We start from the raw sequence: 14,432 nt of genomic DNA, 5'->3' as shown, positions 1-14,432 counted from the left end.
GCAGGGGGAAACAGCGCATCGGTTGGGAAGCTGGTGTCGACCGCACTAGAGGAGCAATGGCCCATGACCGAGCAACAGCATCGATCATGCGATGGGGAGTCGCCACTACCCTCGCCGTGCTTGGTCGCGTGTGAATGACCGCTGGCCGTGGCACCCGGGTTCGTAACAGCGGATGTTTCCGCGTTAGCGTGCTCGGAATCGTGCAGGCAAGATATCCCCGGAACGCCCGCCTGGGCGACCAAAGCTTGCAACAGCAAAATTAGAACCAAGAAGGCACGCATCATGTTGACTATATCAAAATAGACGAGGCTAGCAATGGCCGTCGCCTAAGTTTTTGCTCGAGCAAGAAAGTTTTAAATCATCGAGGTTGGGTGGTTCTAAGGCGCGAAGCGCACGCATGCAAGGTCGGACATGTTCTCGGCTTTGCTTGCATTATCGACCGGAGGCCTTGGAGGTTTTTTGAAGCTCATATGCAGCTTAAGGTAGCGATGGGTTCACGGTGCTCGGAATCGACGCAGAAAGCGTTGAGGGCGGAAGGCAAAGCCCCGAGTCATTACAGGCTTGTACCACGGCCTCGACGGTGGGTACGTCGTTGTCGACAACTTCATCCAGGGCCGCTATCAACTTAACCTTGCCCGAATACACCCGGATCGGGTCTTCAAGGCCGACGCTGAGTTCCTCACCCGCTGGGTACGCAACCTCGGTCGATAACAGCTCGCCGTTCGCAAATATTTTGATGTCGGTCGGAATAAGAAAATCGAAGGAGGCGGGGTTGGCGTTGATATGCCACTCCGAAGCGATGTCCAGTTCTATTTGGATCGTATTGCCGGCGCGCGTTGCATCGAGATCCACGTGGGCCGCGCTAAAACGTTGTGTTTGCGGCGGGGCGGACTTCGAGGCTGTTGGTGACTCTGACGCGGTATAGAGGTCAACAACCTTCCGCTTGCCATCCCGGTTATTAACGGTCGACTGATCGGTCGTCGATTGCACTTCGGATTTCGTACTAGGCGCGGTCCATTGCGAGAAAAGAAAAAGGCCGCTGACCGTGACCGCGATGGTTGCTGGCAACAGCCAAGTGAGGACAAAACTCTTACGGGTCGACACGCGTCTGCTCTCCACTGGTTTCGATGGCTGTTTTCAAAGTGCCCACCGTAAATAGATCGGGTAGGCGTCGGTGCACGGTCCCGTCCGGCTTCAAGACCACGGCGAAGGGCAGGCCGGCGCCACCGAAGGATCGTAGGTAGGCGTCAAGCGTCGCGTCCGGCCGGGTGAGATCGGCGCGTAGAACGCGCATCTGGGCTGCATCGACGGCTTGCGCAATCGTGGCGTCCGCATATACGGTCTGTTCCAGAACCTTGCAGTTGATACACCAATCCGCCGTGAACTCGACAAGCACCGGCGCGCCTACGGCGCGGGCGTCAGTCAGTGCGCGTTCGGTCAACGGTTGCCAAGGTAGCGTGTTCTGGCCGTGCGAGTTCCCATGAAAGCCAAGTGCGACGGCGCCGCTCAGGCCAATCACCAAAACGAGCGCCGGTACCAAACGTGCGCCGAGTCCGGGGCCGACCACCAATGCACGGATCAACCAGAAAGCCAGAGTCCCGAGCCAAGCGGTCCACAGCAGGGTGCCGACGCGCTCGACGAGAACGGTTGTTGCAAAGAATGTCGCGCCGGCAAGGAGGATCAAGCCCATGACCTGCTGGACTCGCGACAGCCACACGCCGCTGCGCGGTATACGTGTCAATAGCCCGGGCTGCGCGAGGAGGATGAGGTAGGGCAAGGCCAGCCCAACGCCCACCGCCATGAACAGGGCAAAGATCGTGCTTGGCGTCTGCGTGAGAGCAAATGCCATAACGCCGCCCAGGAAAGGTCCGGTGCAGGGCGCGGATAAGACGGCCGCCAGAAAACCCGCAAAGTAGGGTTCAGCATAGCCGTTGCCCTGGACGCGATAGACCCATTGGGGCGGTTGCACGCCGCGTCCCGCGAGACTGTAAACGCCGAGGCCGGCAAGCAGAAAAGCCAGTGCCGCTCGAAACCAGAATGCCTGGAACAGGGTGCCCCAGGTCCAGTTCAGCATGGCGGTCGCCAAAGCGAGCGCACCGAAGAAGGTGAGCGTGCCAGCCAGCAGCGCGATCGCTGCCAAAAAGCGTTGTCGCGAACCGTTGCCCACCACACGTGCGATCGTGCGCAACTTGATGGGCAAAGCGGGAAGAACGCACGGCGTGAGGTTTAGCAGCACGCCGGCAAACATCGCCAATAGGAGATTCGTCCAGATCGTCATCGTGTGGTCTTTTCTCGGCGGCGATTCCGGGTCTCGGATTCGGCGCGACGGCCGTCGTTCTCATATGCGACGCGCGATCGAGTGAGTCGCGCCGTGCCAAACAAGATCAGCGCGGCAATGCCTGCGAGAATCCAGATATAGGCCGGAAAGTGCAGCGCCTGACTGCCGAGCAGTACGCTCAGTACGGTGAGCGGCAAAATGCCCACGCCAGTTGTCCAAACGAAGGTCCACCGTGGCACACCGGCGAGTCCCGCGGCGTAATTGACCAGATTGAAGGACATGATCGGTATCAGGCGCGCGGTCAGCAGTGTCGAAATACCACTATCACTCACGAATGCATCCAACCGCGCCTGGTAACGCTGCGGAATCAAGCGTGACCGAGCGGCCGGGCCCAGGGCCCGTGCGATTTCATAACTCAGTAATGCGCCGATCATAGCGCCAGCCCAGGTAAGCATTACACCCAGCCAGGTGCCAAAGGCAACGCCATTGGCGATTGCGATCACCTCGGCCGGAAACGGCACGAAAGAGTGAGCCGTCATCAGGCCGATGGAAGCCGCAGGCGCCCAGGGACCAGCGCGCTCAAGGAGCGCGTGCAAACCATCGCTACTAAAATCGACAGCAAACAGGGTGTATTCAACCAAGCACCAGAGGATAACGATATCGATCCAAAGCAATGCCGCGGTTAGCACAGCAGCAGCTATCAACCAACGACTACGCGCGGTGCGTAGCAATGCGCGCAGGGCCAAGACCAACAAGACGATGCCCAGCGCGGCTAATGCCAGGCAGAGAAGCAGCAGATCGGCGCTCATTGTCATAAAGTTCTAAGCTGGGTTTGTTGCTTTAGTAAAAATTCAAGCTTGGGCATGGGTACCACGCACGGTCATAAGCCCCCAGAGCCAGGTGATTTTGTAGGTCTCGATCTGAACGGCGGTGTAGCCGCTTTCTTCCAGCATTCGAACACAGTCGCCTGTTCGATAGATTTGCGTGTGTGCATGGGCACACATCTGTTGATAACGCTCGAACAGCCGGCACATCAGATAATTGCCGCACCAATCCGTGAGCACGAGTTGGCCGCCAGGGCGCAACACCCGTCGCATTTCAATCAGTGCGTCTAGCGGCCGCGCGACGTAGTGAAACATGCTGCAGGAAACCACGAGATCGAACTCTGCGTCGGCAAACGGGAGCTGCTCCGCCCACGCTTCATGCGTTTCAACGGTGGGCGAGAGTTTTTGGCGTGCGATCTCAAGCATGGCGGGCACAGGATCCACCCCAACCAGCCGAGTCGTCGGATGAGCGACCGCGAGACGAGAAAGCAGGGTGCCCGTCCCGCACCCTATATCGAGCAGCCGATCATCCTTGCCCAGCGGTAAACGTGCGATCGTTTCGCGCGTTGTCGCATCAATATAGTACGACCACCTCTGGTCGTAGTGACCGGCAATCCGAGCGTATTCCTCGGCCACGTTCTTGTTCGGAGCTTCGGTTTGCATATCGGAGAACAACCCTGCGATTAAACGGCCGGCTTTATTATCGTGGGGGCTACGCCAATCACGGATGGCGGGGCATGTTCGCGCCTAACGCCCGTTGAGAGGGCAGCCCCTATAGTCGGGGCTGCTCTTTATATAGCTATCGCCTGTCAAGCCCCGCCGGAGCGTTCGGAAACACCAGGGTTGTTTGTTGACTGTCGTTTTATTAGCGCTTCACAACTCGCCAGCATCTCCTCCATGTGAAGCACCATATCTTGCATATGTGAAGTGCGCATTATCTTCATTTCATCTGATCGGGCCGTACTAGATTGGACTTCCTGTTCTTTTATTATTTGGGATTCGGCGAATTTCTGTTGGGCGTAGGCTGTCGATGCGAAACTAGAACTTATTAGTACGCTAGTGATAACCGAGTAAATAACTGTTTTCATGGGTATGTTCCTTTAATCTTTTGAAACTAATAATCAATGTGGAATTAGGGGATCGATCTTCAGTGTCATTCGGTCTTCAATAACCAAAGACTAATCGTGTTTTCACGCTGAGATGGGCGCATACGCGACGTCATCTATCCGGCATTTAAATACCCGTAAGAGTGAAAAACCCGATTATGTAGTACCGACTTTCAGGAATGAGTTTCAGCTGACTGCTAATACGATCACCCCAACGCCTGAGGATCTTGGACCCAGATAATCTTTTGCCCGCGTATCTCGACATCGGAATAGAATTCCACGCAGCTCTAGATGTTATCTAGTCGGATTGCCCCATGCGCACGTATTCGTGATGAACATATATTGCAGATCCGTGACGAACAGCCTTGAAGGATCTGGCGAAGTTGACAGGAAATCGGTCTTGATTACGAGTCAACCGAATCCCTAGCATTTCAGATGTCCATCAGGATCAAATATTTGAGTAACGCGGAGGGAAAGGGTCGGGCCCTTCAAGCAGGCGGCCGCTATGGTTTCGCAACGCAGAAACTAACAGCGCAGGAAGAGGCTTGGTGGGTTGCAGGCCTAAATTGGCTATGCTGACAAACATTGCACATGCTGAGGCGGAACAACTTGTGGCCGCCGAGGCCTGCTCGAGTCCATTTGGAGACTCATTATAGAAAAGTGTGCACGTATCAGTTTGATAGGGCTGCACTGCCGGCTGGGTAGAGTGAGTCATCATTGCCGGGCTCGCCAATGCGCTGCCGAGCAATACGAGTATCACAAGAAATTTTGCGAGCAGACTCTCCATAAATTAAATATAAAGTCCAGCTCTACTTGTTACAAGACTAAAGCCGGCTACGGTTCTTATATCGTTTGAGAATAACCCCGAGCGATTTTTCGGTATATGTGAAAGTGACGCCACCTCTCATCATCCTTGTGCTCGATGTGGTTGCGATAAGATGTAAGGCTTTTTCAATATAGATAAAAAACCAGGCGCTGGGCACTTCTCGCTCGGGATGCTTTTTTACATGGCTGTCTTCAGCTAAAACCCCTTGTAACCTCGTCTCTTACTCCGAGCGCCAGACGCTATCGCCACGCTGCGACCGTAGCAGCTCGACGTTGAAGGGGCCGCGTATAGCGCCTTTTGGGACGTGTCGTTGGAAGCTTCGTCGCCGTGGAATTTGGCGCGATCATGGAGCGCGCCGAAAACGTCGGTGACTGCACCGAAACGCCTGCAACTTCCCCAATGCAGCCCGGTAGGGTTACATCCGGTTGAGCAATCTGTTTCACGAGGTTCTTCTAGCTATATTATTGCCCCACACTTGGGAGCAAGTGCCAAACTCCATGTTTGAACTATCCGCGTGGGCTTTTCAAATACTTGACCAGCGTTAAAACGACGAGCACAAACACAATAAGGACGAGGAGTCCAAACAACACGCAGACGATTATCATCGGTGAACCCGCCATGACGCCTTGCATTATCGAGCCGTTCATCATATCCGGATTGTTCATCTGACCGGCGCCAGCGCTGCCAATTGCATGGCCGATGTCAGCAAAGGCACTGAACGTGGTAAGCAAAATCGTGTTGAGTAAGTTCATAACCTCCTTGGCCCCAGTGGTGGAGGCAGGAATAAATATTCTGATACGTATACCCGTCAGCCAATGCTTAAATATGCTCTCGCGAAATTCGCTTCCATTCCCACAGTAGATACAGTGCTGGCATAACCAGCATAGTAAGTACTAGAGCACTGAGCATCCCGCCCACCATGGGCGCCGCAACCCGTCTCATGATTTCCGAGCCGGTGCCATGGCCGAACATCACGGGGAGCAAGCCGGCTACGATAGCCGCAACAGTCATAGAGATGGGACGCAAACGCTGCAGTGCGCCGTCGCGTACCGCATCTCGTACGCCTTCGTACGAGATCGGCAGTGATTCGGCCTTGCGGCCTTCGAGATACATTCCGACAGACAGATTCAGGTAAATCAGCAGTACGACGCCGATTTCCGTAGTCACGCCTGCCAAAGCAATGAACCCAACGGCGACCGCAACCGACATGTTGTACCCCAGTAGAAAGAGCAGCCATATCCCGCCTGCAAGCGCCATCGGCAAAGTGATTAGAATAATCAGCGTCTGCGCCAAGCTACGGAACGCCATGTAGAGCAATAGAGCGATCAGCGCAATGGTGACTGGGACTACCAATGCTAGGCTCTCCCGTGCCTTCTGCATATATTCGTATTGGCCGGACCAAGTCAGTGAGTAGCCTGGAGGTAGTTGCACCTTGTCTGCTACGACTTTTTTCGCCTCAACCACATAAGAACCTACGTCGCGATCCGCGATATCAACATACGTCCAGCCCGTGAGTTGGGCCGCTTCGCTTTTGATCATCGGTGGCCCGTCTTCGATATACACCTTTGCCACGTCGGCAAGTCTTACATGGCCGCCACGCGCTGTGACGATCGGCAATTGCCGCAAAGTATCGACGGAGTTGCGCCAATCACGCGGGTAGCGCAGGTTAACCGGGTATCGCTCGAGCCCCTCGACGGTCTCGGTGATGTTCATGCCTCCAATGGCCGTGCGTATTACGTCCTGTACGTCTTTTATGTTGAGACCGAGCCTTGCGGCGCGATCGCGGTCGATATCCGCTTTTATGTAGCGGCCGCCGGCCACGCGTTCAGCGTAAACAGAAGTTGTTCCTCGAACCTCTGGAAGAACTTCTTCCAGTTGTTTTCCGATTTTCTCAATTTCAGCTAGATTCGGGCCACCGACCTTTATGCCGATCGGTGTTTTGATTCCGGTGGACAACATATCAATGCGTGTCTTGATAGGCATCACCCAGGCATTGGTCAATCCCGGCAGATGTACGCGTTCTTCAAGCTCCTTGCGTATGTCAGCCTTGGTTATCCCCGGTCGCCATTCCGACTCAGGTTTAAACTGGATGATGGATTCGACCATCGCCAGTGGGGCCGGATCAGTGGCGGTTTGAGCGCGGCCCATCTTGCCGAACACAGATTCGACCTCGGGCACGCTCATGATCAGCTTGTTAGTCTGTTGAAGTGTCTGACGTGCTTTATCGACCGAGATGCCTGGTCGTGCCGAAGGCATGTACATGAGATCGCCTTCGTCCAGTGGAGGCATGAATTCAGAACCCAGCTGATTAGCGGGCCAGATGCTGGCCGCCATGACAACCACTCCCGCGATCAGGGCGGGCCAGGGATAACGCATCACTGTGTTGATGGCCGGCCGGTAAATAGCGGTCAGGAGCCGGTTCACCGGATTACGGTGTTCAGGAATGATACGGCCACGAATGAAATAGCCCATCAGTACCGGCACCAGCGTAATAGCCAGAATCGCAGCTGCCGCCATAGCGTAGGTCTTGGTATAGGCTAGGGGGGTGAACATTCGGCCTGCCTGGCCTGTCAGCGTAAAGACCGGCAGGAATGAGACCGCAATAATAACCAGAGCAAAGAACAAGGGCGGGCCAACTTCGATGGTGGCGTTGGCAACGATCCGCCATCGATTTTTTTCGGTGACGGTCTCGCGCTCCATGTGTTTGTGTAGGTTTTCGATCATGACAATGGCGCCGTCGACCATCGCGCCGATTGCGATCGCGATGCCGCCCAATGACATGATGTTCGCATTGAGCCCCTGCATGTACATGACGATGAACGCCATCAGAATGCCAACCGGCAAACTGACAATAGCGACCAAGGCCGAACGCAGATGAAACAGGAACAAGCCGCAAATCAGTGCAACCACCAGGAATTCTTCAATCAGCTTGCCGCGTAGATTCTCGACGGCCTTGTTAATCAGCTCCGAACGATCGTAAGTGGGCACGATCTCGACGCCGGGCGGCAAGCCGCTCTTCAACGAAGTCAACTTGGCCTTTACGTTATCGATAACTTCTTGCGCGTTTTCGCCAGAGCGCATGACGATGACACCGCCGACGACTTCCCCCTGGCCATTGAGTTCTGAGATTCCACGTCGGATCTCAGGGCCATGGCGTACCTCCGCGACATCCTTGATCTGTATTGGCGTACCTTTGGCATCCGTCATCAAGGGCACTTGCAGCAGATCTTTGATGCTCTGGAGATAGCCGCTAGCGCGAACCATGTATTCGGCTTCTGCCAGTTCGACTACAGCGCCGCCGGTTTCCTGATTCGCGTTCTGGATCGCTGTTTTAACGCGCTCTAGCGTAATGCCGTAGGCGCGTAGCTTGTCGGGATTCACCACGACCTGGTACTGACGCACCATGCCACCGGCTGTAGCGACCTCAGCGACCCCGGAAACAGTCTGCAACTGATACTTGAGAAACCAGTCCTGAATACTGGTTAACTCGGAAAGGTCGTGTTGACCGGTCTTGTCCACCAGAGCGTACTCGTAGACCCACCCGACCCCGGTGGCGTCAGGCCCGAGGCTCGGATTGGCCTCTGCGGGAAGGTTGGGAGCCACCTGGTTCAGATATTCGAGCACTCGGGACCGCGCCCAGTAAAGATCGGTGCCTTCCTCGAAAATAATATAGACGAAGGAATCCCCAAAAAAAGAGTAGCCACGAACTGCAGTTGCCCCCGGCACGGCCAGCATCGCGGTCTCGAGCGGGTAGGTGACCTGATCTTGCACCACCTGTGGCGCCTGGCCAGGGTACGAGGTCTTGACGATAACTTGTACATCCGATAAATCGGGGATCGCGTCTACCGGCGTTCGCTGAAGGGTATACAGTCCGGCGACAATGACGAACACCAGCGCCAGAATGACGAAGGCGCGGTTGGTCAGCGACCAACGGATAATGGCCGCGATCATGGCTGTTCCGCCTTGTTGGGCTCGATCTGCGCGGCGGTGCCCATATTCATATTGGACATGCCATGGCTTGATGTTGTGGAGGGTGTTTTTGCGGCAGTTTCAGATTTCGAGGTATCAGAATTCGGCATCGACATGGATGCCATGTCTGATTCTGTTGACGTCTGCTCGGCCGTGCAGCCCGGCTTGTCGTTGCCAAGCCTCAATGCGGCTGCATCGACATTAGCTTCCGAGTCGAGCATGAACTGCGCCGACGTGACGACGCGCTGGCCGGCGTGCAGGCCAGCGAGAATTTCGACCCAGTTGCCGGAGCTCGCTCCGACCTCCACCGGGCATACATCGAAGCGGCCATCGCCGAGCGCGACAATCACCCGCTGACTTTGACCAGTACGAATCAATGCCATCTGCGGGACGATTACGGCATCGTTCCGCGATGCTGTCCTGATTGTCACGTGCGCGTACATGTTCGGCTGTAGCTTGCGATCTGGGTTATCAAACCGCACCCGCACCTTCACGGTGCGTGTTTTTTCGTCAACGGCTGGGTATATATAGTCGACTGTGCCCTTCCACTGCTGGCCGGGGAACGCCTCAAATCGGGCGATCACCGGTTGTCCTTTTTCTATCAGTGCCGCACTTCCCTCATCTATTTCGACCTGTACCCAGACTTTGCTGAGATCGGCCAGTTTCATGACCTGAGTGGCTGGCTGTACGTACGCGCCTTCACGAATATTCAGCTCAACAACGACCCCGGACGTTGGAGCGCGTCGAGACACACGGTCGCTGATATCCTGCCCACGCTTAGCGTTCGCTATCTGATTCGCAGTAAAACCTAGCGACCGCATCCGCTGGCGTGACGCGGCGATTAGCGACTGGCTGCCGCTCTTTAGGGCCGTTTGGTATTCGCGCTGCGCAGTCTCGAGCTTGGGGGAGAATAATTCGTACAGCATCTGGCCGGAGTCAACCGCGCTGCCGACGGTCTTGACAGCCAGTTTCTCGACCCAGCCGTCGGCGCGCGTATTGATGCTGGTAATAGTGTCCTCGTCGTAGGTGACATAGCCCACAGTTTCGAGGCGATTAGAAAGTGCACCTTGTTGTACTTCTTCCGTGCGAACACCCAGATTGTTCACGACCGCAGGACTTATCTTGACGTCGCTCGATTCCCCGTTTTCATCTTCACTTGCGTAAACCGGCACCAGATCCATACCCATGGGTGACTTGCCCGGTTGGTCGCGGCGAAAATTAGCGTCCATTGGTGCTTTCCAATACAGCACTTTGCGCTCGCTCGTGGATGAATCGGTCGCGGCTTTCGAACTTGAGCCTGCTAATGTCACATCGCGTGAGCCGATTTCGTAGCCGAGAAATATTGCAAGTGCGAACAACACGAGTGTCGCGGTAAACCATCTGAAATTTTTCATGAGCCATGTGCTCTTTTTTGTGTTGCCCCGTAACCGAAGTCTTGCTCCGGGTTCGGCCGGGTGATGTCGGTAAAGGGGACTTTCGTTTGCTGCGGTTTGTGCGCTGTGGTCGCCGAGGTCTCGTGTTGGCACATCAGGCGAACCAGCATGCGCCGTCTGATCGAGGTTAATGCGTAGTTAATTCGCTCCTTCGGCGTTACATGTCTCATTGAAAGAACATGTCGAGGTTGAAGCGAGTATCCGAGTGCGTTGCATTCATATGGGTGCCCGACCAGCGTGCGATTTGTGCACGTGCCGAAAAATAGTCGGTTCTTGCTCTTTCAAGATTCAGATCGACCTCTAACTGTTTTTCTTCCGCAGTTACTACGTCGAGAAAAGAGCCGTCGCCGGCACCATAAGCAGCGCGCGCGGCGCTAAGGTTGGCCCGGGCAAGCGGGGCAAGCTTTCCCTCGTAGAGATTGATCGTGTGTTCAGCCTCTTCAGCTGCAGCGTAGGCTCGCTTCAGTGCGCTAAGCAGTTCCGAGCGTTGGTCTTTGAGCTCGAATTCCCTTTGCATGAGCTGAGCCCGCGCTTCATTGAGCTGAGCCCGGTACTTGCCGCGGTCCAAAGGCAAACTTAGCCCCACCCCGACCACCCAGCGTTTTTCTGCCGCATCCCACAAACTGTTGTAGCCCCCGAACACTTTGAAGTCCGGGTAGAACGCCTTGCGCGCGAGCGCTTCGCGGTCTTTGTGCGCGGCGATTTCTTTTTCGATCCTTACCAGCACGGGATGCGATGACATCGCTTCTTTGCGTAGCACATCGTATGTGCGCGTCTTGCCCAACGCAGGGAGGGCGGGAGGCGGGGCAAGCGCAGCGTTCGGCGAACGCGTCATCAGCCGATTGATTTTTGCCCGGACATCACTTTGCAGACGCTGAAGCTTGATGGCTTGGTGTTTTAGGCGTTGGCGCTGTACGGCTGCCTGAAGGAGATCGTGTTGTCGACCTAGTCCAGCTGCATAGCGGCTCTCAGCCACGTCGTACAGATCCTCTAGCAGCTTTTGGTTTGCGTTGTTTATTTCAAGCGCACGGTGTACGTAGCGCCAGTCGGCGTAAAGAGTGCGAGTTGCGGCTGCCAAACGTAGGCGCAGGGACGCGACATCTTGGCTCGCGGCTTGCGCGTCTTTGCGAGCCGCGTCGGCTCGCAAGCCTAGAGTTCCAGGCCAGGGTATCTCCTGGGATATCTCGACCCTGACATTCGGGCCGCGCGTACGGCCCGCCGGGGTGTCGAGGCCGTCGAGGGTTTCTGGCGCGACCGCAGCGGACAGTCGCGGATCAGACAGTGACCCGGCGGGTGTTACCCGTGCCTCGGCGGCAAAAACCGAGGCCTGCAAGGCTTGTATTCCGGCGTTCTGTCGCAACACCGTGTCAACTAGTTCTTCAACGTCGAAATGTTTCGTTGATGGTTGTCGATCTTGGGCGAAGGCTGATGCCGAGCCGATGACAGACGATATCGCCAGTAACAGGAATGTGAAAAAAGACACCGCTAGACCCAGGCGCGTGGGCACGGGTTTAGACAGAGGCAGCGCCTCCGCCAAAGGGCTGATGGCCATGATTGATCTCCAAAACTAAGGAAGCAGGACGCATTTGAGTGCGCATCCCACGGTCTTGACTTAGCTTTGAAGTAGTCTCGGCGGTCGGAGCAATGTGGCCCGATAAGCAGCGCTAGGGGAGGTCGCGCATGCGACGGTTCGGGAATGCTCCCGAGGAGTCGCCGGGAGCACCGGTTGCGTGTGGTTTGCCACTCCTATGCATCCCGAGGCGCAGGGCGCTTGGCAAGCAAGGGCGTCTAAACAGTCCAATGCCGCGTTTTCGTCTGCGTTGTTCTGAGAGACGATGGAAGTAGGCGGAAAGACCGTGCGGGTGCGGACTTGAGAATCGCTCGCATCAACGCTGCTCGCTGCCAACGGTGCAGACGCCGCCAACAGTACTGAAAGCAAAAGATAGACAAGGAACGATTTCAAAGTCGACATTGATGGTGGCTAAATCTGGATTAAGTTTAGGGCCGAACCATAGTACGGAGTCAATCGATTGGCTCCCGATTTTGGTTTTAAACCAGCCCTTTGGCTTATTGGTGTGATGGGCCGGCATCATAGAAACCTTTTGACCCCTGGGTGAAACCCACACTTGCTACAGCATAAAAAAACAAATGCCCGCGGCTGGGGCGGGTTCAGAAAATATCAGGCGTGCGGTCATCACATAGCTCATACTGGATTCTCAAAGCCGTTGACGGCCCGTGGAATGCCAATGTCGCTAAATAGAGCTAGGCCGGGTTCTGCAATATTTTGCGTTAGGTTCGGCGGCTGACCTCGGAAGCGGTGATTACGGCGCCGAACTGGCGGTTCACGATGGGGATACCGTTATAGGAGTGCATCCCGATACGGATATTGGCCTGCGTTAGCGTTCGCGCATCGTTGATGCCATCAAAAACCATGAGGAGGCGCGCTGCATCGCACACTGGCGCTCGGCCTTCTGGCCGAGGGCCAAACCTGAATACGTGGCGTTGATCCGCGCGTGCGCAAAGCAATTTTGCGAATACATGGCCGACGTTATGTGTGGTGGGGGCTATCACGAGCTCGTAGGACGCGCCAAAGACTCGTACCTAAATCCCCGGATACAGCTATGTGCCTGTATCCGGGGCAGCACACTCTCAGCCGTTATTTGTTTGGTTGCTTGGTCATGCGCAGGTAGGGCTTGAGCTCGTTCCAGCCGGCCGGGAAAAGCTTCTCGGCATCGTCATTGGACAGCGCCGGCGACACGATCACGTCGTCGCCGTCCTGCCAGTTGGCCGGGGTGGTGACCTTGTAGTTGTCCGTCAGCTGCAGCGAATCGACCACCCGCAGGATCTCGTCGAAATTGCGCCCGGCGCTCTTCGGATAGGTGAGCGTCATGCGGATCTTCTTGTTCTGATCGATAATGAACACCGAACGAACCGTCGACGTATCGCCTGCGTTCGGGTGGATCATGTCGTACAGCTCGGCGACCTTGCGGTCGGTATCGCCGATGATCGGAAAATTCACGGCCTGGCCTTGGGTTTCCTCGATATCGGCCGACCAGCGTTTGTGATCATCCACCGAATCCACCGAGACCACGATGGCTTTCACATCGCGTTGGGCGAACTTTTCCTTGAGTCCGCCGACCGCGCCCAACTCTGTGGTGCAGACCGGTGTGAAATCGGCCGGATGCGACATCAACATGCCCCAGCCGTCGCCGAGCCACTCGTGGAAATCGATGCGGCCCTCGGTGGTATCGGCCGTGAAATTTGGTGCGGTATCGCCTAGACGTAGGCTCATTTCTATACTCCTGTTCGATGAAGAAGAGGCCGGCGGCCTCAATTCCGGTGGCCGCCGGCGCGGTTGTGTCTAACCCTTGTCGGTCGAACCGTCCGGGCCGTTCATATTCTCCATCTTGCTCTGCATCATCTTGTTGCAGGTTTCCATCATGTCGTTCATCTGACCCATCATTTTCATCATGGGCATGTTGCCATCGCCCATCATGCCCATGCCGTGGCCCTTGCCCTCCTGGCCTTGCATCATGTGGCCCATGTTGCCCTCGGATGCCGGCTTCGCGTCTTCGCCTTGCGTTGCGGCGAATACGGCGGGCACGCCCGCGATCAGGGCAGCGGCGATGATTGTTTTGACTGTTGTACGCATGGTTCTAGTCCTCTTTGGATTGGTCGGAAGGTGCGCTCGACGGCGCGATCTGCTTTGTATAACGGGTTTGAGTATCTGGTTCCTGCCGGGACGTCGCGTCATCGGTAGCGGTCGGCCGCATACTCCACATCATCCAACCCATCATGATCATGCAGGGCAGGGTGAACAGCAGCGGGACGGCTCCGATGGCCACGACCCAGTCCCAGTTGAATACAAGCCCGACCGCCGCGGCGGCCACGCCGCCGACTAATACGCTGCGGGGTTCGAGCCAGCGCCGGGCTGGAGGAACGGGGTCGGGCGACGACGTCGATTCTTCGGAATTACAGCTTTTCATCGTTTTTACC

The 14,432-nt window shown here is 56.1% G+C and carries 13 protein-coding genes; all 13 read right to left on the bottom strand.

From position 1 onward, the window contains the following. Nucleotides 1–477 precede the first annotated feature (477 nt). Nucleotides 478–1,104 (bottom strand): protein-disulfide reductase DsbD domain-containing protein, encoded by a 627-nt coding sequence (locus tag SADO_RS14535; protein WP_353112638.1) that lies wholly within the window; start codon nt 1,102–1,104, stop codon nt 478–480. After that, nucleotides 1,091–2,278: a protein-disulfide reductase DsbD family protein gene (locus SADO_RS14530; RefSeq protein WP_353112636.1), complete on the bottom strand. Its 1,188-nt coding sequence runs from the start codon at nt 2,276–2,278 to the stop codon at nt 1,091–1,093. Before SADO_RS14530 ends, SADO_RS14535 begins: the two co-directional genes overlap by 14 nt. Continuing rightward, nucleotides 2,275–3,087 carry a TVP38/TMEM64 family protein gene (locus tag SADO_RS14525; protein WP_353112634.1) on the bottom strand — a complete coding sequence of 271 codons (813 nt, stop codon included), beginning with the start codon at nt 3,085–3,087 and terminating at the stop codon, nt 2,275–2,277. The genes SADO_RS14530 and SADO_RS14525 overlap by 4 nt, the downstream gene beginning before the upstream one ends. A gap of 42 nt (nt 3,088–3,129) precedes the next feature. Beyond that, a complete protein-coding gene (locus SADO_RS14520; RefSeq protein WP_353112632.1) occupies nt 3,130–3,765 on the bottom strand; it encodes a class I SAM-dependent methyltransferase in 636 nt (211 codons plus the stop codon). Nucleotides 3,766–3,911: 146 nt separating this feature from the next. Further along, nucleotides 3,912–4,190, bottom strand: a complete 279-nt coding sequence (locus SADO_RS14515) for a hypothetical protein (RefSeq protein WP_353112630.1) — start codon at nt 4,188–4,190, stop codon at nt 3,912–3,914. A gap of 1,350 nt (nt 4,191–5,540) precedes the next feature. Further along, entirely contained in the window at nt 5,541–5,786 is a 246-nt protein-coding gene (locus SADO_RS14510) for a hypothetical protein (protein ID WP_353112628.1), read from the bottom strand. Nucleotides 5,787–5,853: 67 nt separating this feature from the next. Then, complete coding sequence (locus SADO_RS14505; protein ID WP_353112626.1) at nt 5,854–8,985, bottom strand: efflux RND transporter permease subunit; 3,132 nt, start codon at nt 8,983–8,985, stop codon at nt 5,854–5,856. Continuing rightward, complete coding sequence (locus SADO_RS14500) at nt 8,982–10,397, bottom strand: efflux RND transporter periplasmic adaptor subunit (RefSeq protein ID WP_353112624.1); 1,416 nt, start codon at nt 10,395–10,397, stop codon at nt 8,982–8,984. The genes SADO_RS14505 and SADO_RS14500 overlap by 4 nt, the downstream gene beginning before the upstream one ends. Before the next feature lie 205 nt (nt 10,398–10,602). After that, nucleotides 10,603–11,988, bottom strand: a complete 1,386-nt coding sequence (locus SADO_RS14495; protein ID WP_353112622.1) for a TolC family protein — start codon at nt 11,986–11,988, stop codon at nt 10,603–10,605. A gap of 737 nt (nt 11,989–12,725) precedes the next feature. Next, nucleotides 12,726–12,869: a hypothetical protein gene (locus SADO_RS14490; protein WP_353112620.1), complete on the bottom strand. Its 144-nt coding sequence runs from the start codon at nt 12,867–12,869 to the stop codon at nt 12,726–12,728. Nucleotides 12,870–13,092: 223 nt separating this feature from the next. Beyond that, on the bottom strand, nt 13,093–13,728 hold the full coding sequence (locus tag SADO_RS14485; protein WP_353112618.1) for a peroxiredoxin: 636 nt from the start codon (nt 13,726–13,728) through the stop codon (nt 13,093–13,095). A gap of 69 nt (nt 13,729–13,797) precedes the next feature. Beyond that, nucleotides 13,798–14,088: a hypothetical protein gene (locus tag SADO_RS14480; protein ID WP_353112616.1), complete on the bottom strand. Its 291-nt coding sequence runs from the start codon at nt 14,086–14,088 to the stop codon at nt 13,798–13,800. Nucleotides 14,089–14,092: 4 nt separating this feature from the next. Continuing rightward, nucleotides 14,093–14,422, bottom strand: a complete 330-nt coding sequence (locus SADO_RS14475; protein ID WP_353112614.1) for a hypothetical protein — start codon at nt 14,420–14,422, stop codon at nt 14,093–14,095. Nucleotides 14,423–14,432: the final 10 nt, after the last annotated feature.

Source organism: Salinisphaera dokdonensis CL-ES53 (assembly GCF_040361215.1).
Lineage (GTDB): Bacteria > Pseudomonadota > Gammaproteobacteria > Nevskiales > Salinisphaeraceae > Salinisphaera > Salinisphaera dokdonensis.
This window is presented reverse-complemented; position numbering and strand designations above follow the sequence as displayed.